Raw genomic sequence first — 21710 nt, 5'->3', positions numbered from 1 at the left:
TGTTCGCGCCGTGTACGGCGCCGTAGAGAGCCTGTAATGACCGTCACCATCAAGACCGCAGAAGACATCGAAAAGATGCGCATCGCTGGCCGCCTGGCCGCCGACGTGCTGGAAATGATCGAAGAATACGTCAAGCCCGGCGTCACCACCGAAGAGCTCGACCGCCTGTGCCACGACTATATCGTCAACGTCCAGCAGGCCATCCCGGCGCCGCTCAACTACAAGGGCTACCCGAAGTCGATCTGCACCTCGATCAACCATGTCGTCTGCCACGGCATCCCCAACGACAAGCCGCTCAAGGATGGTGACACGCTGAACATCGACATCACCGTGATCAAGGATGGCTACCACGGCGACACCAGCCGCATGTTCCACGTTGGCACGGTGCCGGTGTGGGCCGAGCGCCTGTCCAGGGTCACCCAGGAGTGCATGTACAAGGCCATCGAGCTGGTCAAGCCGGGCTGCCGCCTGGGCGACATCGGCGAAGTGATCCAGAAGCACGCGGAAAAGAACGGCTTCTCGGTGGTGCGCGAGTTCTGCGGCCATGGCATCGGCAAGGTGTTCCACGAAGAACCGCAGATCCTCCACTACGGCCGTGCCGGCACCGGCATGGAGCTGAAGGAAGGCATGACCTTCACCATCGAGCCGATGATCAACCAGGGCAAGGCCGACACCAAGGTGCTGGGCGACGGCTGGACCGCCATCACCAAGGACCGCAAGCTCTCGGCCCAGTGGGAACACACCCTGGTGGTGACCGCGACCGGCTACGAGATCTTCACCCTGCGCAAGGACGACACCATCCCGCGCACCTCGGCCTGACCGCACTCCGATAGGCCACCCCTCGACAGGAACGTGACGCGATGCCCCAGGTGGACCCCGAGCTGTTCGACCGCGGCCAGTTCCAGGCGGAACTGGCCCTCAAGGCGAGCCCCATCGCCGCCTTCAAGAAAGCCATCCGCCAGGCCGGCGAGGTGCTCGACAAGCGTTTCCGCGCGGGTGGCGAAATCCGCCCGCTGATCGAAGCCCGCGCCTGGCTCGTCGACAACATCCTGCAGCAGGCCTGGAACCAGTTCAGCTGGGGCGACCACAGCGGCATCGCCCTGGTCGCGGTGGGCGGTTACGGGCGCGGCGAACTGCACCCGCACTCGGACATCGACCTGCTGATCCTGCTGGGCGCCGCCGAGCACGAGCAGTACCGCGACGCCATCGAGCGCTTCCTCACCCTGCTGTGGGACATTGGCCTGGAAGTGGGCCAGAGCGTGCGTACCGTCGACGAGTGCGCCGAACAGGCCCGCGCCGACCTGACGGTGATCACCAACCTGATGGAAAGCCGCACCATTGCCGGCCCCGAGCCCCTGCGCCAGCGCATGCTGGAGGTGACCAGCACCGCGCACATGTGGCCGAGCAAGGAGTTCTTCCTGGCCAAGCGCGCCGAGCTCAAGGCCCGCCACCACAAGTACAACGACACCGAGTACAACCTCGAACCCAACGTCAAGGGCTCGCCCGGTGGCCTGCGTGACATCCAGACGGTACTGTGGGTGGCCCGCCGCCAGTACGGCACCCTCAACCTGCACGCGCTGGCCGGCGAGGGCTTCTTGCTGGAGAGCGAGAACGAGCTGCTGGCCTCGTCCCAGGACTTCCTGTGGAAGGTACGCTACGCCCTGCACATGCTGGCCGGGCGCGCCGAGGACCGCCTGCTGTTCGACCACCAGCGCAGTATCGCCGCGCTACTGGGCTACAGCGACGATAACCCCAAGCGGGCGATCGAGCAGTTCATGCAGCAGTACTACCGGGTGGTGATGAGCATCAGCCAGTTGTGCGACCTGATCATCCAGCATTTCGAGGAGGTCATCCTCGCCGACGATGACAGCGGTACCACCCAACCGCTGAATGCGCGCTTCCGCCTGCATGACGGCTATATAGAAGCCGCCAACCCGAACGTGTTCAAGCGCACGCCGTTCGCCATGCTGGAAATCTTCGTGCTGATGGCCCAGCACCCCGAGATCAAGGGTGTGCGCGCCGACACCGTGCGCCTGCTGCGCGAGCATCGGCACCTGATCGACGACACCTTCCGCACCGATATCCGTAATACCAGCCTGTTCATCGAGCTGTTCAAGTGCGAAATCGGCATCCACCGCAACCTGCGGCGGATGAACCGCTACGGCATCCTTGGCCGCTACCTGCCGGAGTTCGGCCTGATCGTCGGGCAGATGCAGCACGACCTGTTCCACATCTATACGGTCGACGCGCACACCCTCAACCTCATCAAGCACCTGCGCAAGCTGCAGTACACGCCGGTGTCGGAGAAATTCCCGCTGGCCAGCAAGCTCATGGGGCGCCTGCCCAAGCCCGAGCTGATCTACCTGGCCGGCCTGTACCACGATATCGGCAAGGGCCGCCAGGGCGACCATTCCGAGCTGGGCGCGGTGGATGCGCAGAAGTTCTGCGAACGCCACCAACTGCCGGCCTGGGACAGCCGGCTGATTGTCTGGCTGGTGCAGAACCACTTGGTGATGTCGACCACCGCCCAGCGCAAGGACCTGTCCGACCCGCAGGTGATCAACGATTTTGCCCTGCACGTAGGCGACGAAACGCGCCTGGACTACCTGTACGTGCTGACCGTGGCCGACATCAACGCCACCAACCCCAGCCTGTGGAACTCGTGGCGGGCCAGCCTGCTGCGCCAGCTGTACAGCGAGACCAAGCGTGCCCTGCGCCGGGGCCTGGAAAACCCGCTGGACCGCGAAGAGCAGATTCGCCAGACCCAGTCCGCGGCGCTGGACATCCTCGTGCGCGAGGGCACCGACCCGGACGACGTCGAGCAGTTGTGGTCGCAGTTGGGCGATGACTATTTCCTCAAGCACACCGCCGCCGACGTGGCCTGGCACAGTGACGCGATCCTGCAGCAGCCTGCCGATGGCGGGCCACTGGTGCTGATCAAGGAAACCACCCAGCGCGAGTTCGAGGGTGGCACGCAGATCTTCATCTACGCCCCCGACCAGCATGACTTCTTCGCCGTGACGGTGGCGGCCATGTCGCAGCTGAACCTGAATATCCATGATGCCCGGATCATCACCTCGAGCAGCCAGTTCACCCTCGACACCTACATCGTGCTGGACAACGACGGCGGCTCGATCGGCGACAACCCGCAGCGGGTCAAGCAGATTCGCGACGGCCTGACCGAGGCCCTGCGCAACCCAGAGGATTACCCGACCATCATCCAGCGCCGGGTGCCGCGCCAGCTCAAGCACTTCGACTTCCCGCCGCAGGTGACCATCCTCAACGATGCCCAGCGGCCGGTGACCATCCTCGAAATCACCGCGCCCGACCGCCCCGGCCTGCTGGCCCGGCTGGGGCGGATCTTCCTGGAGTTCGACCTGTCGCTGCAGAACGCCAAGATCGCCACCCTCGGCGAGCGGGTCGAGGACGTGTTCTTCATCACCGATGCCGACAACCAGCCGCTGTCCGACCCGCAGCTGTGCAGCCGCCTGCAGGAGGCCATCATCCAGCAGCTGCAAGCCGGCCAGGCCAGCGATGCCAGCCCTACCCGCGTGACCTTTTAACGACTAGACGATTGACGAGACTTGCGCCGATGAACCATGCCTTGACCCAGCTTCAGCCCTACCCGTTCGAGAAACTCCGCGCCCTGCTGGGCAGCGTTGCGCCTGCGGCGGACAAGCGCGCCATCGCCCTGTCGATCGGTGAGCCGAAGCACGCATCGCCGGCGTTCGTCGCCCAGGCCATGGCTGACAACCTCGACAAGCTGGCGGTGTACCCCAGCACCATCGGCCTGCCGGCCCTGCGCCAGGCCATCGGCCAGTGGTGTGAGCGGCGTTTCGGTGTGCCGGCCGGCTGGCTGGACGCCGAGCGGCACATCCTGCCGGTCAACGGCACCCGTGAAGCGCTGTTCGCCTTCACCCAGGCCGTGGTCAACCGCGCCGATGACGGCCTGGTGGTCAGCCCCAACCCGTTCTACCAGATCTATGAAGGCGCAGCCCTGCTGGCCGGTGCTACCCCGCACTACCTGCCGTGCCTGGAAAGCAACGGCTTCAACCCCGACTTCGACGCCGTGCCGGCCGAAGTGTGGCAGCGTTGCCAGATTTTGTTCCTGTGCTCGCCGGGCAACCCCACCGGTGCCCTGGTGCCGATGGACACCCTGAAGAAGCTGATTGCCCTGGCTGACGAGCATGACTTCGTGATCGCTGCCGACGAGTGCTACAGCGAGCTGTACTTCGACGAAGACGCGCCGCCATCGGGCCTGCTGAGCGCCTGCGCCGAACTGGGCCGCAGCGATTTCGCGCGCTGCGTGGTGTTCCACAGCCTGTCCAAACGTTCCAACCTGCCGGGCCTGCGTTCGGGCTTCGTGGCTGGTGACGCGGCGATCATCAAGCCGTTCCTGCTGTACCGCACCTACCACGGCTGCGCCATGCCGGTACAAACCCAGCTGGCCAGCATCGCTGCCTGGCAAGACGAGGCGCATGTGCGCGAGAACCGTGACCAGTACCGCGCCAAGTACGATGCCGTGCTGGACATCCTGCAGCCAGTGCTGGACGTGCAACGCCCGGACGGCAGCTTCTACCTGTGGGCCAAAGTACCGGGTGACGATGCCGAATTCACCCGTGACCTGTTCGAGGCCCAACATGTGACGGTGGTACCGGGCTCGTACCTGTCGCGGGAGGTGGATGGAGTCAACCCTGGTGCCGGGCGCGTGCGCATGGCACTGGTTGCACCGCTGGCCGAGTGCATCGAGGCGGCGGAGCGGATTCGCGCATTCCTGCAGAACCGCTGACTGGATCTGGGGGCGCTTTGCGCCCCTTTCGCCGGCAAGCCAGCTCCCACAGGGACCGCGAAAAGCTTGAGGTCTGCACTGCTCCTGTGGGAGCCCGGCTTGCCGGCGATGGGCCGCAAAGCGGCCCCAATCGTTGAGCAAGACAGTTGCTTCCACCTCGACCACATAGGTCTCAAGCCCTGATGCGATCCCTGTGGGAGCTGGCTTGCCGGCGAAAGGGCTGCAAAGCAGCCCCCTGCAATCTACTTGACTTGCCCCAGGTTCGCCTCACTCATATCCAGCTCCCCCAGCACCTGCCGCACCACCTCATCCCCCACCAGGTGCTGGCGATGCAGGCTGTACAGCTCCAGCCGCTGGGCCTTTAGCGCACGCACGCGCAAACGCCGCTCCAGCAAGTCCATCTGCTCGGCCAGGGCCTTGGCTTCGGCAGTGTCGTTATAGCTGTCCAGCTCATCCCGGTATTCCGCCATCAAGCGCGCCTTCAGTTCGGTCGCCATGGCCGCCTGCGCGGCATCCTGCGGGGCATTGCTGTCGACCACTTCCTCTGCCTCCAGGGCATGGATCGCCGCCTCTGCCGTGCGCCGCCAGGCTTCCTGCACCTCCTGCTGCAAACGCTCGTCCGGGCTTTTGGTCACCCCACGCAATAACAGCGGCAAGGCGATACAGGCACCGATCAACGACAACAGGATCACCCCGGCCGCGATGAAAATCAGCAGGTCACGCTCCGGGAAGGCATTGCCCGCCCCCAGCAGCAAGGGCACCGACATCACACCGGCCAGGGTCACCGCACCGCGCACCCCGCCCAGGGTCAGCAGCCAGCAGGAACGCGCCGTGGGCATCAGCACCAGCGCCGGCTTGCCGCGCCAGCGGCGTACCATAGCGCTCGAGCGCCAGATGCTCTGCACCCAGATGAACCGCAGCAAGATCAGCACGGCAAAGATCGCCAGCACATCCAGGCAGCGCCAGGCCAGGGTCGGCCAGACCGTGGCTTCGTGGCTGACCACCGCTTTGATGATGTCGGGCAGTTGCAGCCCCAGCAGCAGGAAGATCAGGCCATTGAAGGCAAATTCCAGCAGCGACCAGACGCTGCGGTTGAGCAAGCGGGTACTGGTCTGCCGTGGCAACAGGTCGAGCCAGCTCTGCATCATGCCGGCCGCCACCGCCGAGAGAATGCCCGAAACGCCCAGGCGCTCGGCCAGCACATAAGCCGCAAACGGCAGCAGCAACATGAACACCACATGGGTGGCTGGATCGTCCCAGCCCCGGGTGATCATCCACATGCGCAGGCGACCGATCAACCAGCTCAGGGCCACGCCCACCGCGAGGCCGCCGAGGGCGACCAGGACGAAGCTCAAGCTTGCGTCGGTCAGCGAGAACACGCCGGTGATCGCTGCTGCCAGGGCGAACTTGAAGGTCACCAGGCCTGACGCGTCGTTCATCAGGGCCTCGCCCTGCAGTATGTGCATCAGCGGGGTGGGCAGGCGGTCCTGGGTAATGGCCGAAACGGCTACGGCGTCCGTCGGCGACAATACCGCGGCCAGGGCGAAAGCCACCGGCAGCGGGATGCTCGGCAGCAGCCAGTGAATGAAGTAACCAGCACCGACCACGGTGAACAGCACCAGGCCCACGGCCAGTGCCACCACCGGCCCACGGATGCGCCACAGCTCACGCTTGGGGATACGCCAGCCATCGGCGAACAGCAAAGGTGGCAGGAACAGGAACAGGAACAACTCGGGGTCCAGGGCCACATGCAGGCCCAGCGTCGGCCACGCCAGCAAGGCGCCAGCGGCAATCTGCACCAGCGGCAAGGGTAGCGGAATCATGCGGCCGACCAGCTTCGACACGCTGACCAGTGTCAGCAGGATGAGGACGGTATAGGCGGACTGCATCCGGTAAGGCTTCCTTTGTGAACCAGAAACGACAACAGGGCGAAACATCGCCATTGAAACAATATGTTAGCGGCGATCGGCGAACCGGGGCCGCTGCACGATAGTCGCAGGTGACGGATGAATATGTAACATGATGATACTTCGATTTTGGTGGTGGGGCAGGATGGGCCATGTATTGCCCAGGGTGCATGCCTTGAGGTTTGCAGTGTGTCGGAGATCGAGCGCCGCCCGCGCGGCGCATCGCCGGCAAGCCAGCTCCCACATCTGTTTCGGGCCAATCCCTCCTGTGAGGTCATCGCTGCCCGCCTTGCATGTCCCCTTCGATATCGAAGATTTCGCTGCTGCTTTTCACCTATCCCCAGCCATGCACCTAGGGGTTCGCGCGCCAAAGGCACAGGAGAGACTGGCCCGAAACAGATGTGGGAGCTGGCTTGCCGGCGATGCGCCGCGCGGGCGGCGCTCGATCTCACAGGCACAAAAAGACTCAAGGCATGCACACCCGTGGCGCTCAAACCATGGTTCCCGCATAATCCCGCGACTGACATCGGAAAACGGAGAGATTGGGGCAACCTGTGATCCCAATGCACACAATGACCTACACGCTCTACGGCATCAAAGCCTGTGACACCATGAAAAAGGCACGTACCTGGCTCGAAGACCAGACCATCGCCTACGAATTCCACGATTACAAAACCCAAGGCATCGACCGTGACAGCCTGAACCGCTGGTGCGACGAACACGGCTGGGAAGTCATCCTCAACCGTGCCGGTACCACCTTCCGCAAGCTGGACGACGCCAGCAAGGCCGATCTCGACCAGGCCAAGGCCGTCGAACTGATGCTGGCCCAGCCGTCGATGATCAAGCGTCCGGTGCTCGACCTTGGCGCGCGTACCCTGGTCGGCTTCAAGCCCGACTTGTATGCCGCTGCCCTGGCCTGAGCCCCTACCCTATTTCGCACGAGGTAATCACATGTCCAATACCCTGTTCAGCCTGGCCTTCGGTGTCGGCTCCCAGAACCGCCAGGGCGCCTGGCTGGAAGTGTTCTACGCACAACCGCTGCTAAACCCGAGCGCCGAACTGGTTGCCGCGGTAGCCCCGGTTCTCGGTTACGAAGGTGGCAACCAGGCCATCGCCTTCAGCAACGCCCAGGCCGCGCAACTGGCCGAAGCCCTGAAAGGTGTGGATGCCGCCCAGGCCGCGCTGTTGACCCGCCTGGCCGAGAGCCACAAGCCGCTGGTCGCCACCGTGCTGGCCGAAGACGCGGCGCTGACCTCGACCCCAGAGGCCTACCTCAAGCTGCACCTGCTGTCGCACCGCCTGGTCAAACCGCATGGCGTGAGCCTGGCCGGCATCTTCCCGCTGCTGCCGAACGTGGCCTGGACCAACCAGGGCGCGGTCGACCTGGCCGAACTGGCCGAACTGCAACTGGAAGCGCGCCTGAAGGGCGAGCTGCTGGAAGTGTTCTCGGTGGACAAGTTCCCGAAAATGACCGACTACGTGGTCCCGGCTGGCGTGCGTATCGCCGACACCGCCCGTGTGCGCCTGGGCGCCTACATCGGCGAAGGCACCACCATCATGCACGAAGGCTTCGTCAACTTTAACGCTGGCACCGAAGGCCCGGGCATGATCGAAGGCCGCGTTTCCGCTGGCGTGTTCGTCGGCAAGGGCTCGGACCTGGGCGGCGGCTGCTCGACCATGGGCACCCTGTCCGGTGGCGGCAACATCGTCATCAAGGTCGGCGAAGGCTGCCTGATCGGCGCCAACGCCGGTATCGGCATTCCGCTGGGTGACCGCAACACCGTCGAAGCCGGTCTGTACATCACCGCCGGTACCAAGGTGAACCTGCTGGACGAGAACAACGAGCTGGTGAAAGTGGTCAAGGCCCGCGACCTGGCTGGCCAGACCGACCTGCTGTTCCGTCGCAACTCGCTGAACGGCGCGGTGGAGTGCAAGACCCACAAGTCGGCCATCGAGCTGAACGAGGCGCTGCACGCCCACAACTGAGAATCCTTCAGCCCTGTAGGAGCGAGCTTGCTCGCGAACAGCGTACGCACAGCGCGTGAAATGTTAAGATCGGGTCTGGCACCACGCCAGACCCGATTTTCATTCCAGGCCCCGCGAACATGTTCCAGCCCTCCCCCTGGCGTGCCGATTTCCCCGCCATCGCCGCCCTGCAACGGCAGCACCAGACCTACCTGGACAGCGCCGCCACCACCCAGAAGCCGCAAGCCCTGCTCGATGCCCTGAGCCATTACTACGGCCATGGCGCGGCCAACGTGCACCGTGCCCAGCACTTGCCCGGCGCACTGGCGACCCAGGCCTTCGAAACCAGCCGCGACAAGGTCGCCGCCTGGCTCAATGCGGCAGACTCAAGGCAGATCATCTTCACCCACGGCGCCACTTCGGCGCTGAACCTGCTGGCCTATGGCCTGGAACACCGCTTCGAGGCCGGTGACGAAATTGCCATCAGCGCCCTGGAGCACCATGCCAACCTGCTGCCCTGGCAACAGCTGGCGCGCCGGCGCGACCTGCGCCTGGTGGTACTGCCGCTGGATGCCCACGGCCGCATCGATCTGGACCAGGCACTGCAACTGATCGGCCCGCGCACCCGGGTGCTGGCGGTCAGCCAGCTGTCCAACGTGCTGGGCACCTGGCAACCGCTGCCGGCGCTGCTGGCCCATGCCCGTGCACAAGGCGCATTGACCGTGGTCGATGGTGCCCAGGGCGTGGTGCATGGCCGCCATGATGTGCAGCAACTGGGCTGCGATTTCTATGTATTCTCCAGCCACAAGCTGTACGGCCCGGAAGGCGTCGGCGTGCTGTACGGTCGCAGCCAGGCGCTGGGGCTGCTGCACCACTGGCAGTTCGGTGGCGAGATGGTGCAACTGGCCGAGTACCAGGGCGCCAGCTTCCGCCCGGCACCGCTGGGGTTCGAGGCGGGGACCCCGCCGATTGCCGGGGTGATTGGCCTGGGCGCGACCCTGGACTACCTGGCCAGCCTCGATACCCAGGCTGTCGAAGCCCATGAAGCCAGCCTGCACCAGCACCTGCTACGAGGCCTGGCCGACCGCGACGGCGTGCGCCTGCTCGGTACGCCACAGGCGGCCTTGGCCAGCTTCGTCATCGACGGGGTGCACAATGCCGATATCGCCCACCTGCTCACCGAACAGGGCATTGCCGTGCGGGCAGGGCATCACTGCGCCATGCCCTTGCTGAAGGGGCTGGGGCTGGAGGGCGCGATCCGTGTGTCGCTGGGGCTGTACAACGACAGCGATGACCTGCAGCGTTTCTTCGCTGCACTGGATCAAGGCCTGGAGTTGTTGCGATGAGCCTGCCGGAACAGGCGCGCCTGGCGCTGGAGGCTTTTGAACAGGGCAAGGGCTGGGAGCAGCGCGCGCGGCTGCTGATGCAGTGGGGCGACCGCCTGGAGCCGCTGGCGGACACCGAAAAGACCGAGGCCAACCGGGTGCACGGCTGCGAAAGCCTGGTGTGGTTGGTGGCCGAGCAGGTTGAGGGATTGTGGCGGTTCAAGGCCAGTAGCGATGCCCGCTTGTTGCGCGGGCTGCTGGCGTTGCTGCTGGTGCGGGTGCAGGGGTTGGCCAGTGACGAGTTGGTCGAGCTCGATCTGCGTGAGTGGTTCACTCAGCTGGGGTTGGAACGCCAATTGTCGCCGTCGCGCAGCAACGGGCTGCATGCGGTGCTGCAGCGGATGGCGGAGCTGGCGTCCAGCCGCTGAGTCGGCACTGGCTTCTTCGCGGGCTTGCCCGCTCCCACAGGTACTGCATCTCTCTCAAGAAGTATGAGTACCCTGTGGGAGCGGGCGAGCCCGCGAAGAAACCCACGCAGTCTATTCCGCCTTGGCCCGTTCCGACGGCCGCCGCGCGCCCGCCACCAGCTTTTCTATCGCCTTGCTCCCCGCCACCATGCCAAAGCTCGCGGTCACCATCATCACCGCGCCAAAGCCACCGGAGCAGTCCAGCCGCACGCCTTCGCCGACGAAACTTTTCTGCAGGCAAACGCTGCCATCACCTTTGGGATAACGCAGCTGTTCGCTGGAAAACACGCACGGCACGCCATAGTTGCGGCTGACATTGCGCGAGAAGTTGTAGTCGCGGCGCAGGGTGGAGCGCACCCGCGAGGCCAGCGGGTCGTTGAAGGTCTTGTTCAGGTCGGCGATCTGGATCTGCGTCGGGTCGATCTGGCCACCGGCGCCGCCGGTGGTGACGATGGCGATCTTGCGCCGCCGGCACCAGGCAATCAGCGCGGCCTTGGCCATGACGCTGTCGATGCAGTCGATCACGCAGTCCAGGTTCTCGGTGATGTACTCGACCATAGTGTCGCGGGTGACGAAGTCGGCCACCGCATGCACCGTGCACGCGGGGTTGATCGCCCGCAGGCGCTCGGCCATGACCTCGACCTTGGGCCGCCCCACCTGCCCTTCCAGGGCGTGGGCCTGGCGGTTGGTGTTGCTGACGCAGACATCGTCCAGGTCGAACAGGGTGATCTCACCCACGCCGCTACGGGCCAGTGCTTCGGCCGCCCACGAACCCACCCCGCCAATACCGACCACGGCCACGTGGGCCTGGCCCAGGCGTTGCAGCCCGTGGTCACCGTACAGCCGGGCAACGCCAGCGAAGCGAGGATCTTCTGTGCTCATGTTCATACCCCAAAAAACCGGCGCGCATTATATGCCAGCGAGCCCATGGCCTGCATCGTTAGGAAAGAAACTACCAACCCTGTTTTAATGTCCCATCACTTCGACACAAATGGACGACAATGTCTTCACGTAAATTCGGCCTGAACCTGGTCGTGGTCCTGGCCATCGCCGCGTTGTTCACCGGGTTCTGGGCACTGATCAACCGCCCGGTTTCCGCCCCTGCCTGGCCAGAGCAGATCTCTGGTTTCTCGTATTCACCGTTCCGCCTGGGCCAAAGCCCGCAGAAGGGCCAGTACCCCAGCGACGAGCAAATGCGCCAGGACCTGGAGCAGTTGAGCAAACTGACCGACAGCATCCGTATCTACACCGTGGAGGGCACCCAGGCAGATATCCCGCGCCTGGCCGAGGAACTCGGCCTGCGGGTGACGCTGGGGATCTGGATCAGCCCGGACCTGGAGCGCAACGAGCGCGAAATCGCCACGGCCATCCAGCTGGCCAACACGTCGCGCAGCGTGGTACGGGTAGTGGTCGGCAACGAAGCGCTGTTCCGTGAAGAAGTCACGCCGGAAAACCTGATCAACTACCTGGACCGGGTACGTGCAGCGGTGAAGGTGCCGGTGACCACCAGTGAGCAATGGCACATCTGGAAGGAAAACCCCGAGCTTGCCAAGCACGTCGACCTGATTGCCGCGCACATCCTGCCCTACTGGGAGTTCGTGCCGATGGACGATGCGGTCGAGTTCGTGCTCGACCGGGCTCGGGAACTGAAGCAGCAGTTCCCACGTAAACCCCTGCTGCTCTCGGAGGTCGGCTGGCCGAGCAACGGCCGCATGCGCGGGGGTGCCGATGCCACCCAGGCCGACCAGGCCATCTACCTGCGGACCTTGGTCAACACCCTCAACCGCCGCGGCTACAACTATTTCGTCATCGAAGCCTATGACCAGCCGTGGAAGGCCAGCGACGAAGGCTCGGTAGGCGCCTACTGGGGCGTATACAACGCCGAACGCCAGCAGAAGTTCAACTTCGAGGGGCCGGTGGTGGCGATTCCGCAGTGGCGTGCCCTGGCGGTGGCCTCGGTGGTGCTGGCAATGATTGCCCTGATGGTGCTGTTCATCGATGGCTCGGCCTTGCGCCAGCGTGGCCGCACCTTCCTCACCTTCATCACCTTCCTGTGTGGGTCGGTACTGGTGTGGATCGCCTACGACTACAGCCAGCAATACAGCACCTGGTTCAGCCTGACCGTGGGCGTACTGCTGGCCCTGGGCGCGCTGGGCGTGTTCATCGTCCTGCTCACCGAGGCCCACGAACTGGCCGAGGCGGTATGGATACACAAGCGCCGCCGCGAGTTCCTGCCGGTGCAGGCCGACAGCGCCTACCGGCCCAAGGTGTCGGTGCATGTGCCGTGCTACAACGAGCCGCCGGAGATGGTGAAGCAGACCCTCGATGCCCTGGCCGCGCTGGACTACCCCGACTACGAAGTGCTGGTGATCGACAACAACACCAAGGACCCGGCCGTGTGGGAGCCGCTCAAGGCCCACTGCGAAAAGCTCGGCGAGCGCTTCAAGTTCTTCCACGTCGCGCCCCTGGCCGGCTTCAAGGGCGGCGCGCTGAACTACCTGATCCCGCACACCGCCAAGGACGCCGAAGTGATCGCGGTGATCGACTCGGACTACTGCGTCGACCGCAACTGGCTCAAGCACATGGTGCCGCACTTCGCCGACCCGAAAATTGCCGTGGTGCAGTCGCCGCAGGACTACCGCGACCAGCACGAAAGCGCCTTCAAGAAGCTGTGCTACAGCGAGTACAAGGGCTTCTTCCATATCGGCATGGTCACCCGCAACGACCGTGACGCGATCATCCAGCACGGCACCATGACCATGACCCGGCGTAGCGTGCTGCAAGAACTGGGCTGGGCCGAGTGGTGCATCTGCGAGGACGCCGAACTGGGCCTGCGCGTGTTCGAGAAGGGCCTGTCGGCCGCCTACGCCCACAACAGCTACGGCAAGGGTTTGATGCCCGACACTTTCATCGACTTCAAGAAGCAGCGCTTCCGCTGGGCCTACGGCGCCATCCAGATCATCAAGCACCACGCCAGAGCCCTGTTGCGCGGCAAGGGCAGCGAGCTGACCCGTGGCCAGCGTTACCATTTCCTGGCCGGCTGGCTGCCGTGGATCGCCGATGGCATGAACATCTTCTTCACCATCGGCGCGTTGCTGTGGTCGGCGGCGATGATCATTGTGCCGCACCGGGTCGACCCGCCGTTGATGATCTTCGCCATCCCTCCGCTGGCGCTGTTCTTCTTCAAGGTCGGCAAGATCATCTTCCTTTACCGCCGAGCGGTGGGGGTCAACCTCAAGGACGCCTTCGCCGCGGCGCTGGCCGGGCTGGCGCTGTCGCACACCATCGCCAAGGCGGTGCTGTATGGCTTCTTCACCAGCAGCATGCCGTTCATCCGCACGCCGAAGCATGCCGACAGCCATGGCTTGCTGGTGGCGATTTCCGAGGCGCGAGAGGAGCTGTTCATCATGTTGCTGCTGTGGGGCGCGGCACTGGGTATCTACCTGGTGCAAGGGCTGCCGAGCTCGGACATGCGCTTCTGGGTGGCGATGTTGCTGGTGCAGTCGTTGCCTTATGTGGCGGCGTTGGTGATGGCCTTGCTGTCGTCGCTGCCCAAGCCGGTAGAGAAGGTTGCCGAGACACAACAGGCCTGAGATTGCCGGGGCTGCCTTGCAGCCCATTCGCGGGCACGCCCGCTCCCACAGGTCCGTCACAGACATTCAGAGCGGTGCAGTACCTGTGGGAGCGGGCGTGCCCGCGAATGGGCCGTGCCGCCTGAAACCATTTGATATAAGATAACGCCCCTCAGATTTCCCCGCCTTGCCTTGCCCCGGAGTCCCCCATGACGGCCCCTGCCGAGCTCTCGCCTACCCTACGACTGGCCTGCGACCTGATCCGTCGCCCGTCGGTCACCCCCGTCGACGCCGACTGCCAGGCGCAGATGATGAACCGCCTGGGCGCCGTCGGTTTCCAGCTCGAACCGATGCGCATCGAGGACGTCGACAACTTCTGGGCCACCCATGGCACCCAGGACGGCCCGGTACTGTGCTTCGCCGGCCACACCGACGTGGTTCCCACCGGCCCGGTGCAGCAGTGGCAGCATGAGCCGTTCGAAGCGTTGATCGACGCCGACGGCATGCTCTGCGGCCGTGGCGCTGCCGACATGAAAGGCAGCCTGGCCGCCATGGTGGTCGCCAGCGAGCGCTTCGTGCACGACTACCCCGACCACCGCGGCAAGGTCGCCTTCCTGATCACCAGCGACGAGGAAGGCCCGGCCCACCACGGCACCAAGGCCGTGGTCGAGCGCCTGAAAGCGCGCAACGAACGCCTGGACTGGTGCATCGTCGGCGAGCCGTCCAGCACCACCCTGCTGGGCGACGTGGTCAAGAACGGCCGCCGTGGCTCGCTCGGCGCCAAGCTGACCGTGCGTGGCAAGCAGGGCCATGTGGCCTACCCACACCTGGCGCGCAACCCGATCCACCTGGCCGCACCGGCCCTGGCGGAACTGGCGGCCGAACACTGGGACGAAGGCAATGCGTTCTTCCCGCCGACCAGCTTCCAGATTTCCAACCTCAATTCCGGTACCGGCGCCACCAACGTGGTTCCGGGCGAGCTGACCGCGCTGTTCAACTTCCGCTTCTCTACCGAGTCGACCGTCGAAGGCCTGCAGGCGCGGGTATCGGCGATCCTCGACAAGCATGAACTGGACTGGTCGATCGACTGGGCGCTGTCGGGCCTGCCGTTCCTCACCGAACCTGGCGAACTGCTCGACGCCGTCTCGGCCAGCATCAAGGGCGTCACCGGCCGCGATACCCAGCCGTCCACCAGCGGCGGCACCTCCGATGGCCGCTTCATCGCCACCATGGGCACCCAGGTGGTCGAACTTGGCCCGGTCAATGCCACCATCCACCAGGTCGACGAGCGGATCCTGGCCAGCGACCTCGACCTGCTGACTGAAATCTACTACCAGACCCTGGTCCGGTTGCTCGCCTGATGCTCGCCTGCCCTCTTTGCCAGGCGCCCCTGAGCCGGCTCGACAACGGTGTGGTGTGCCCGGCCGGCCACCGCTTCGACCGCGCCCGCCAGGGTTACCTGAACCTGCTGCCGGTGCAGCACAAGAACAGCCGCGACCCGGGTGACAACCAGGCCATGGTCGAGGCCCGCCGCGACTTCCTCGACGCTGGCCACTACGCGCCGGTGGCCCGACGCCTGGCCGAGCTTGCCGCCGAGCGCCAGCCTGGCGCCTGGCTGGACATCGGCTGCGGCGAGGGTTACTACACCGCGCAGCTCGCCCAGGCCCTGCCGGCCGCCGACGGTTATGCCCTGGACATCTCTCGCGAGGCAGTCAAGCGCGCCTGTCGCCGTGCGCCGCAGGTGACCTGGATGGTCGCCAGCATGGCCCGCGTGCCCCTGGCCGACGCTAGCTGCCAGTTCATCGCCAGCGTGTTCAGCCCGCTGGACTGGGCCGAGGCCAAGCGCCTGCTCAGCCCCGGCGGTGGCCTGATGCGGGTCGGCCCGACCAGCGGCCACCTGATGGAGCTGCGCGAAGAGCTCTACGATGAAGTACGCCCTTACGCCGACGACAAGCACCTGGCCCTGGTCCCCCAAGGCATGGCCCACGCCCACAGCGAAACCCTGGAGTTCCGCCTGAGCCTGGCTGCGCCCAAGGCCCGCGCCGACCTGCTGGCCATGACCCCGCACGGCTGGCGCGCCAGTGCCGAAAAACGTGCCCGGGTGATCGACCAGCCCGAACCGTTCGAAGTCACGGTTTCCATGCGTTATGACTATTTCGTGCGCCAAGACTGAGCACACCGGAGCCCTTATGCGCCAACCTGATATCGAGATCTACCTGAAGGATGCCGACGTCGACCACAAGCAGATTGCCGAGTGGCTCGCCCAGGCGATCGGCCCCTGCAGCGAGTGGAAGCAGAAAGGCCAGACCTTCAAATGCCAGGCCGGTAACATTCCGGTCACCTGGTTACCCAAAGCTGTAGGGAAATGGAACAGCCTGTACCTGGAAAGCGACCAGACGCCGTGGGCCGATGACGTCGCCTGCGCCCGCGCCGCGTTCGCCGCACTGGGTGTGGAAGTGCGCTGCGCGCCGGGTGGCTGGGTGGAGGAAGACGGCGAAGAAGATGCCGATCGCTGGGTGCGCATCAGCGCCGACGGTGAAGAGGAAATCACTTGGCGTACATCGTGAAACCAAAGCCTTGCTCGTTTCTGTAGGAGCGGGCTTGCCCGCGAACACGGGCTATGCCCGTGCCAGCCACCGTGGTGGCTGATTCGCGGGCAAGCCCGCTCCTACGGCTTGAAACCAGAGGCTCAGAGGCCCACTACGTCCTCGGCTTGCAGGCCTTTCTGGCCCTGCACGCAGGCGTACTCCACCCGCTGCCCTTCGACCAGGGTACGATGCCCCTCACCGCGGATCGCCCGATAGTGGACGAATACATCCGCACCACCTTCGCGCTGAATGAAGCCATAACCCTTGGCATCGTTGAACCACTTTACATTCCCAGTCTCACGAGACGACATCTGAACTACTCCGGATTTTTATTGTGAAGATCGCCTTGTAGACACGAGACCACCGCCCCGTGCCGACGCCGCTTGCGCAAATATCCTGCAAGTGGCAGGCCGAGTATATGACACAGAACAAAAAAATTTGATGACGGTCCTGCCGTTTGCCGTTTTTTGCTGCAAGCTTCAACCTTTCAAATCACACCCAGGGCACACACCCCATGACCCGTTCCCCCCTGCGCCGCCTGATCTTCGGCGCCCTGCGTCGCCTGTTGTACCTGTGGGTGCGCTCCGAGACCATCAACCAGTCTTCCATGTCGTTGAACCTGGACCGTAGCCGGCCAGTGTTCTATGCCTTGCCTTCACCGGCGCTCACCGACCTGGCCGTGCTCGACCACGAGTGCACCAAGGCAGGGCTGCCGCGCCCGGTGCTACCGGTGGCGGTCGGCCCGCTGCAGGAGCCGGCCGCGTTCTTCTACCTGACCCCAGAGCCGGATTGGCTGGGCCGCCACGACAAGCGCGGTGCCCCACCCACCCTGGAACGCCTGGTCGCCGCGGTCAGCCAGCACGCCGAGGAAGATGCGCAGATCATTCCGGTCAGCGTGTTCTGGGGCCAGACGCCAGCCAGCGAATCCAGCCCGTGGAAGCTGTTGTTCGCCGACAGCTGGGCCGTTACCGGGCGCCTGCGCCGGCTGCTGACCGTGCTGGCCTTGGGGCGCAAGACCCGCGTGCAGTTCTCCGCCCCCATCCACCTGCGCGAACTGGTGCAGCACAACAAGGGCCACGAGCGTACCGTGCGCATGGCCCAGCGCCTGATGCGCGTGCATTTTCGCAACCTCAAGACTGCCGTCATCGGCCCGGACATCTCGCACCGGCGCAACCTGGTCAAGGGCCTGGTCCACGCACCACAGGTGCGCCAGGCCATTGCCGACGAAGCGCAACGCCAGAACCTGCCGTTGGCCAAGGCCGAAGCCCAGGCACTGCGCTACGGCAACGAGATCGCCTCGGACTACACCTATACCGCCATCCGCTTCCTCGAAGTGGTGCTCAGCTGGTTTTGGAACAAGATCTACGATGGCATCAAGGTCAACCACATCGAGCAGGTGCAAGGTATCGCCCCCGGCCACGAAGTGATCTACGTGCCGTGCCACCGCAGCCACATCGACTACCTGCTGCTGTCCTACCTGCTGTTCCGCAACGGCCTCACCCCGCCGCACGTGGCCGCGGGCATCAACCTCAACATGCCGGTGGTAGGCAACCTGCTGCGCCGGGGCGGCGCATTCTTCATGCGCCGCACGTTCAAGGGCAACCCGCTGTACACCGCCGTGTTCAACGAGTACCTGCACACCCTGTACACCAAGGGTTTCCCGGTCGAGTACTTCGTCGAAGGCGGCCGTTCGCGTACCGGGCGCATGCTGCAGCCGCGCACCGGGATGCTGGCCATCACCCTGCGCAGCTTCCTGCGCTCGTCGCGCACGCCAGTCGTGTTCGTGCCGGTCTACATCGGCTACGAGCGCGTGCTCGAAGGCCGAACCTACCTCGGCGAGCTGCGCGGCGCCAGCAAGAAGAAAGAGTCGGTATTCGACATCTTCAAGGTATTCGGCGCGCTCAAGCAGCGCTTTGGCCAGGTCTACGTCAACTTCGGCGAACCGATCCGCCTGGCCGGCTTCCTCGACCAGCAGCAACCCGGCTGGCGTGAACAGGACCACGGCCCGCAGTACCGCCCGGATTGGCTCAACGCCACCACCACCCGCCTGGGCGAGACCGTGGCCCGCCACCTCAACGAGGCGGCAGCGATCAACCCGGTCAACCTGGTGGCCCTGGCGCTGCTGTCCACCAGTCGCCTGGCCCTGGACGAACGCGCCCTGACCCGCGTGCTCGACCTGTACCTGGCCCTGCTGCGCCAGGTGCCCTATTCGCCGCACATCACCCTGCCCGAGGGTGACGGCCAGGCGCTGATCGAACACGTGCGCAGCATGAACCTGGTAGCCGAGCAAAAGGATGCCCTGGGCCGCATCCTGTACCTGGACGAAGGCAACGCGGTACTGATGACCTACTACCGCAACAACGTGCTGCACATCTTCGCCCTGCCGGCGCTGCTGGCCAGCTTCTTCCTCAGCAGCTCGCGCATGAGCCGCGAACTGCTGGGCCAGTACGTGCATGCGCTGTACCCGTACTTGCAGGCCGAACTGTTCCTGCGCTGGTCGCAGCAGCAGTTGGACGAGGTGATCGACCAATGGCTGGCCGCACTGGTCGAACAGGGGCTGTTGCGCCAGGACAACGATGTGTACGTGCGCCCGCCACCCAGCTCGCGGCAGTTCGTGCTGCTGACCCTGCTCGCCCGCACCATCACCCAGACCCTGCAGCGCTTCTACATGGCCACCTCGCTGCTGCTCAACAGCGGGCAGAACAGCCTCAGCGCCGAAGAGCTGGAAGATTTGTGCGTGATGATGGCCCAGCGCCTGTCGATCCTGCATGGTTTGAACGCCCCTGAGTTCTTCGACAAGACGCTGTTCCGCCACTTCATCCAGACCTTGGTCGAACAAGGCGTGCTACGCCCGGATGGTAACGGCAAGCTGGGTTATCACGACAAGCTTGGCGAACTGGCCGAAGGCGTGGCCAAGCGGGTGCTGTCGGCCGAGCTGCGCCTGTCGATCCGCCAGGTGGCCCTGCACCGTGATGAACCAGCGGATGTCACGCAAGGGTAGGTTTCCAGCTACACCAGGATGCCTCAGGGGGCCAGGATCGTACGCTGCAAGCGATCCCATCCCCCGCACCTGGAGCGACAATATGCGCGATACCCTGGAAATCACCGGTACCCTCACTGCCCCCTTCGTCCCCGAGTTCGCCGAAAGCTCGACACGCCTTAGCGTGACCGTGACAGGCCTGCTGGAAGGCCACGAGCAGTTGCTCGCCACATGCAGTGCACTGGCCACTGGATCACCGCTCCCCTTTCGCCTGCACCTTGACCGCCTGAACTTGGGTGACATGGCCGAAGTCACCCTGGAAGCTAACTGCACGGCAGGCATAGGTGCGGATGCCATGCTAGCCCGCACGACGCAGACCGTATCCATTGCCGATGCCGTGCAAGGTATCTCTCTGGAACTGGACCTGGAGGCGGTGGACAGCGCCTCCCAGGTTCCGGGAAAACACCCCATGCAACCGAATGTCATCGAGCTGAGCGGACGAGTGAGTGTTCCACCTGAGTTGTGCCAGCAGGCGGCCTACCTGGATGCCACATTGCTGGTCGTTCAGGAAGATGGCCATAGCAACCGTTACACCAGCAACCTTGCCGAACACTCCTTGTATCTGAAAGGCGACGGTGCACCGTTCTCGTTGTTCATTGACGCCGCTACAGTGCCGGAAGGCCTCCACACCAAGCTGCATCTGGGGTTGTACGACCTGGAGCGCAAGGTGATCTTCGCAGGCAACGTGCTCAAGAACCTGGACCTTTCCAACCCACCCAACCTGTCCATGATTGTGTTGCGCAGGCCACGCCGCTGATTGATCGAGGAAAATCCGCTAAAGTCCCTGGGGTTGGCCACAAGCCAACGCCAAGGACACCGGAGATTCCATGAAAAAGCTCTTTATGCTGTGTTGCGCATCTTTGCTCGCAGCCTGTTCCAGCCAAACGCCGTCCAACCAGGCCAGCCTGGAGGGTGAAGTCTACTACCTGCAGCGCATTGCTCTGCCACCGGCCGCCACCCTGAGTGTGGAGTTGCAGGACGTCTCGCTGATGGACGCCCCAGCCGTGACCCTGGCCCGCCAGGCCGGCCCGGTCAAAGGCAACGTACCGCTGCCGTTCCATCTCACCTATGACCCAACCCAGGTCAAGCCTGGCCACCGCTATGCGCTGAGCGCGCGCATCGAGCTGGACGGCAAGCTGCTGTTCATCAACACCGAACACCACGGCGTCATGCTCGACGGTAGTGACCCGCAGCCCGTGCGCGTCAAAGTCGACCAGGTTCGCTGATATCCGTATTCACCTGTTTACAAGGAAAGCTCCATGATCCGCACCTCCCTGCGCTTCACTACCCTGTGCGCCGGCCTGCTGCTGTCGGCCAGTGCCCTGGCCCTGTCGCTGGGCGACCTGACCCAGAAAGACGCCACCGGCGGCCTGAAAGATGCCCTGACCCAAGGCGCGCAACTGGCCGTCAAGCAACTGAGCACCCCGGGCGGTTTCAGCAACAACCCGGACGTGCGCATCGAACTGCCGGGCAACCTGGGCAAGGCCGCCAAGGCAATGAAGATGTTCGGCAAGGGCGAACAGGTCGAAGCCCTGGAAACCAGCATGAACAAGGCCGCCGAGGCGGCCGTGCCGCAGGCCCAGGCGATTCTGCTGGATGCCGTGAAGAACATGAGCGTGACCGATGCCAAGGGTATTCTCAGCGGCGGCGACGACTCGGCTACCCAGTACCTGAACAAGAGCAGCCGCGAGCAGATCCGCGCCAAGTTCCTGCCTATCGTCAAGCAGGCCACCGACAAGGTCGGCGTGGCCCAGCAGTACAATGCCTTCGCTGCCCAGGCCAAAGGCCTGGGGCTGGTCAAGGATGACGCCAATATCGAGAACTACGTGACCGAGAAGGCGCTGGATGGTCTGTTCGAGATGATTGCCAAGCAGGAGCAGAGCATTCGCCAGAACCCGGCTGAAGCGGCTACCAGCCTGGCCAAGAAGGTCTTCGGCGCACTGTGATGGCCTTGGGGGCTGCTTTGCAGCCCATCGCGACACAAGGCCGCTCCCACAAAGGTCTTGTATTGCCTGGACTGGCCTCATCGCCGGCAAGCCAGCTCCCACAGGGACTGC

Annotated in this window: 18 protein-coding genes; 15 read left to right on the top strand and 3 right to left on the bottom strand. The window is 64.4% G+C overall.

Translation table 11 applies throughout. The features are described from left to right. The first annotated feature begins 36 nt into the window (after positions 1 to 36). The 3 genes from map to dapC are packed head-to-tail and all read left to right on the top strand — an operon-like array spanning position 37 to position 4789. Positions 37 to 819 (top strand): type I methionyl aminopeptidase, encoded by a 783-nt coding sequence (gene map / locus TZ03_RS09855; protein WP_051097404.1) that lies wholly within the window; start codon positions 37 to 39, stop codon positions 817 to 819. 41 nt (positions 820 to 860) lie between these two features. Further along, positions 861 to 3563 carry a [protein-PII] uridylyltransferase gene (locus tag TZ03_RS09850; protein ID WP_051097403.1) on the top strand — a complete coding sequence of 901 codons (2703 nt, stop codon included), beginning with the start codon at positions 861 to 863 and terminating at the stop codon, positions 3561 to 3563. A gap of 29 nt (positions 3564 to 3592) precedes the next feature. Further along, positions 3593 to 4789 (top strand): succinyldiaminopimelate transaminase, encoded by a 1197-nt coding sequence (gene dapC / locus TZ03_RS09845; RefSeq protein WP_051097402.1) that lies wholly within the window; start codon positions 3593 to 3595, stop codon positions 4787 to 4789. 242 nt (positions 4790 to 5031) lie between these two features. Here dapC and TZ03_RS09840 read toward each other — a convergent pair whose 3' ends face one another. Further along, positions 5032 to 6678 (bottom strand): Na+/H+ antiporter, encoded by a 1647-nt coding sequence (locus TZ03_RS09840; RefSeq protein ID WP_051097401.1) that lies wholly within the window; start codon positions 6676 to 6678, stop codon positions 5032 to 5034. A gap of 590 nt (positions 6679 to 7268) precedes the next feature. Between TZ03_RS09840 and TZ03_RS09835 the strand changes: the two genes are divergently transcribed. The 4 genes from TZ03_RS09835 (at position 7269) to TZ03_RS09820 (ending at position 10414) form a co-directional block, all read left to right on the top strand. Continuing rightward, positions 7269 to 7616: an ArsC family reductase gene (locus TZ03_RS09835; RefSeq protein ID WP_177328452.1), complete on the top strand. Its 348-nt coding sequence runs from the start codon at positions 7269 to 7271 to the stop codon at positions 7614 to 7616. A gap of 31 nt (positions 7617 to 7647) precedes the next feature. After that, entirely contained in the window at positions 7648 to 8682 is a 1035-nt protein-coding gene (gene dapD / locus TZ03_RS09830; protein WP_051097399.1) for a 2,3,4,5-tetrahydropyridine-2,6-dicarboxylate N-succinyltransferase, read from the top strand. 119 nt (positions 8683 to 8801) lie between these two features. Further along, positions 8802 to 10007: a cysteine desulfurase gene (locus TZ03_RS09825; protein WP_051097398.1), complete on the top strand. Its 1206-nt coding sequence runs from the start codon at positions 8802 to 8804 to the stop codon at positions 10005 to 10007. Beyond that, on the top strand, positions 10004 to 10414 hold the full coding sequence (locus tag TZ03_RS09820; RefSeq protein ID WP_051097396.1) for a SufE family protein: 411 nt from the start codon (positions 10004 to 10006) through the stop codon (positions 10412 to 10414). Before TZ03_RS09825 ends, TZ03_RS09820 begins: the two co-directional genes overlap by 4 nt. 111 nt (positions 10415 to 10525) lie before the next feature. Here the strand turns inward: TZ03_RS09820 and tcdA are convergent, their stop codons facing one another. Further along, entirely contained in the window at positions 10526 to 11335 is an 810-nt protein-coding gene (gene tcdA / locus TZ03_RS09815; protein ID WP_177328451.1) for a tRNA cyclic N6-threonylcarbamoyladenosine(37) synthase TcdA, read from the bottom strand. Positions 11336 to 11454: 119 nt separating this feature from the next. On the opposite strand from tcdA, the gene TZ03_RS09810 reads away from it, so the two are divergent. From TZ03_RS09810 to TZ03_RS09795, 4 genes are all read left to right on the top strand, one after another. Beyond that, positions 11455 to 14046: a glycosyltransferase gene (locus TZ03_RS09810; RefSeq protein ID WP_051097393.1), complete on the top strand. Its 2592-nt coding sequence runs from the start codon at positions 11455 to 11457 to the stop codon at positions 14044 to 14046. 188 nt (positions 14047 to 14234) lie between these two features. Next, the gene (dapE, locus tag TZ03_RS09805; protein ID WP_051097391.1) at positions 14235 to 15386 is read left to right on the top strand and encodes a succinyl-diaminopimelate desuccinylase; all 1152 of its coding nucleotides are present in this window, start codon (positions 14235 to 14237) and stop codon (positions 15384 to 15386) included. Then, positions 15386 to 16198: a putative RNA methyltransferase gene (locus TZ03_RS09800; protein ID WP_051097388.1), complete on the top strand. Its 813-nt coding sequence runs from the start codon at positions 15386 to 15388 to the stop codon at positions 16196 to 16198. Before dapE ends, TZ03_RS09800 begins: the two co-directional genes overlap by 1 nt. Positions 16199 to 16214: 16 nt before the next feature. Then, entirely contained in the window at positions 16215 to 16592 is a 378-nt protein-coding gene (locus TZ03_RS09795; protein ID WP_051097386.1) for a hypothetical protein, read from the top strand. A 122-nt stretch (positions 16593 to 16714) separates the two neighbouring features. On the opposite strand, the gene TZ03_RS09790 is transcribed toward TZ03_RS09795, so the two are convergent. Beyond that, positions 16715 to 16924 (bottom strand): cold-shock protein, encoded by a 210-nt coding sequence (locus TZ03_RS09790; protein ID WP_003252255.1) that lies wholly within the window; start codon positions 16922 to 16924, stop codon positions 16715 to 16717. A gap of 203 nt (positions 16925 to 17127) precedes the next feature. On the opposite strand from TZ03_RS09790, the gene plsB reads away from it, so the two are divergent. From plsB to TZ03_RS09770, 4 genes are all read left to right on the top strand, one after another. Next, positions 17128 to 19614, top strand: a complete 2487-nt coding sequence (gene plsB, locus TZ03_RS09785) for a glycerol-3-phosphate 1-O-acyltransferase PlsB (protein WP_051097384.1) — start codon at positions 17128 to 17130, stop codon at positions 19612 to 19614. Between the two features lie 82 nt (positions 19615 to 19696). After that, positions 19697 to 20410, top strand: a complete 714-nt coding sequence (locus TZ03_RS09780; RefSeq protein ID WP_051097382.1) for a hypothetical protein — start codon at positions 19697 to 19699, stop codon at positions 20408 to 20410. Positions 20411 to 20480: 70 nt separating this feature from the next. Beyond that, entirely contained in the window at positions 20481 to 20879 is a 399-nt protein-coding gene (locus tag TZ03_RS09775) for a YbaY family lipoprotein (protein WP_051097380.1), read from the top strand. A 33-nt stretch (positions 20880 to 20912) separates the two neighbouring features. Further along, positions 20913 to 21599, top strand: a complete 687-nt coding sequence (locus TZ03_RS09770) for a DUF4197 domain-containing protein (RefSeq protein ID WP_051097378.1) — start codon at positions 20913 to 20915, stop codon at positions 21597 to 21599. Positions 21600 to 21710 lie beyond the last annotated feature (111 nt).

The sequence above is a fragment of the Pseudomonas sp. 10-1B genome, assembly GCF_000935045.1.
Taxonomy (GTDB): Bacteria; Pseudomonadota; Gammaproteobacteria; order Pseudomonadales; family Pseudomonadaceae; genus Aquipseudomonas.
The sequence above is the reverse complement of the archived record's forward strand: the minus strand, read 5'-3'. Positions and strand labels throughout refer to the sequence as shown.

Coding starts and splice junctions, on each gene's coding strand:
- map (WP_051097404.1), top strand. CDS start 37: ATGACCGTCACCATCAAGACCGCAGAAGACATCGAAAAGATGCGCATC.
- TZ03_RS09850 (WP_051097403.1), top strand. CDS start 861: ATGCCCCAGGTGGACCCCGAGCTGTTCGACCGCGGCCAGTTCCAGGCG.
- dapC (WP_051097402.1), top strand. CDS start 3,593: ATGAACCATGCCTTGACCCAGCTTCAGCCCTACCCGTTCGAGAAACTC.
- TZ03_RS09840 (WP_051097401.1), bottom strand. CDS start 6,678: ATGCAGTCCGCCTATACCGTCCTCATCCTGCTGACACTGGTCAGCGTG.
- TZ03_RS09835 (WP_177328452.1), top strand. CDS start 7,269: ATGACCTACACGCTCTACGGCATCAAAGCCTGTGACACCATGAAAAAG.
- dapD (WP_051097399.1), top strand. CDS start 7,648: ATGTCCAATACCCTGTTCAGCCTGGCCTTCGGTGTCGGCTCCCAGAAC.
- TZ03_RS09825 (WP_051097398.1), top strand. CDS start 8,802: ATGTTCCAGCCCTCCCCCTGGCGTGCCGATTTCCCCGCCATCGCCGCC.
- TZ03_RS09820 (WP_051097396.1), top strand. CDS start 10,004: ATGAGCCTGCCGGAACAGGCGCGCCTGGCGCTGGAGGCTTTTGAACAG.
- tcdA (WP_177328451.1), bottom strand. CDS start 11,335: ATGAGCACAGAAGATCCTCGCTTCGCTGGCGTTGCCCGGCTGTACGGT.
- TZ03_RS09810 (WP_051097393.1), top strand. CDS start 11,455: ATGTCTTCACGTAAATTCGGCCTGAACCTGGTCGTGGTCCTGGCCATC.
- dapE (WP_051097391.1), top strand. CDS start 14,235: ATGACGGCCCCTGCCGAGCTCTCGCCTACCCTACGACTGGCCTGCGAC.
- TZ03_RS09800 (WP_051097388.1), top strand. CDS start 15,386: ATGCTCGCCTGCCCTCTTTGCCAGGCGCCCCTGAGCCGGCTCGACAAC.
- TZ03_RS09795 (WP_051097386.1), top strand. CDS start 16,215: ATGCGCCAACCTGATATCGAGATCTACCTGAAGGATGCCGACGTCGAC.
- TZ03_RS09790 (WP_003252255.1), bottom strand. CDS start 16,924: ATGTCGTCTCGTGAGACTGGGAATGTAAAGTGGTTCAACGATGCCAAG.
- plsB (WP_051097384.1), top strand. CDS start 17,128: ATGACCCGTTCCCCCCTGCGCCGCCTGATCTTCGGCGCCCTGCGTCGC.
- TZ03_RS09780 (WP_051097382.1), top strand. CDS start 19,697: ATGCGCGATACCCTGGAAATCACCGGTACCCTCACTGCCCCCTTCGTC.
- TZ03_RS09775 (WP_051097380.1), top strand. CDS start 20,481: ATGAAAAAGCTCTTTATGCTGTGTTGCGCATCTTTGCTCGCAGCCTGT.
- TZ03_RS09770 (WP_051097378.1), top strand. CDS start 20,913: ATGATCCGCACCTCCCTGCGCTTCACTACCCTGTGCGCCGGCCTGCTG.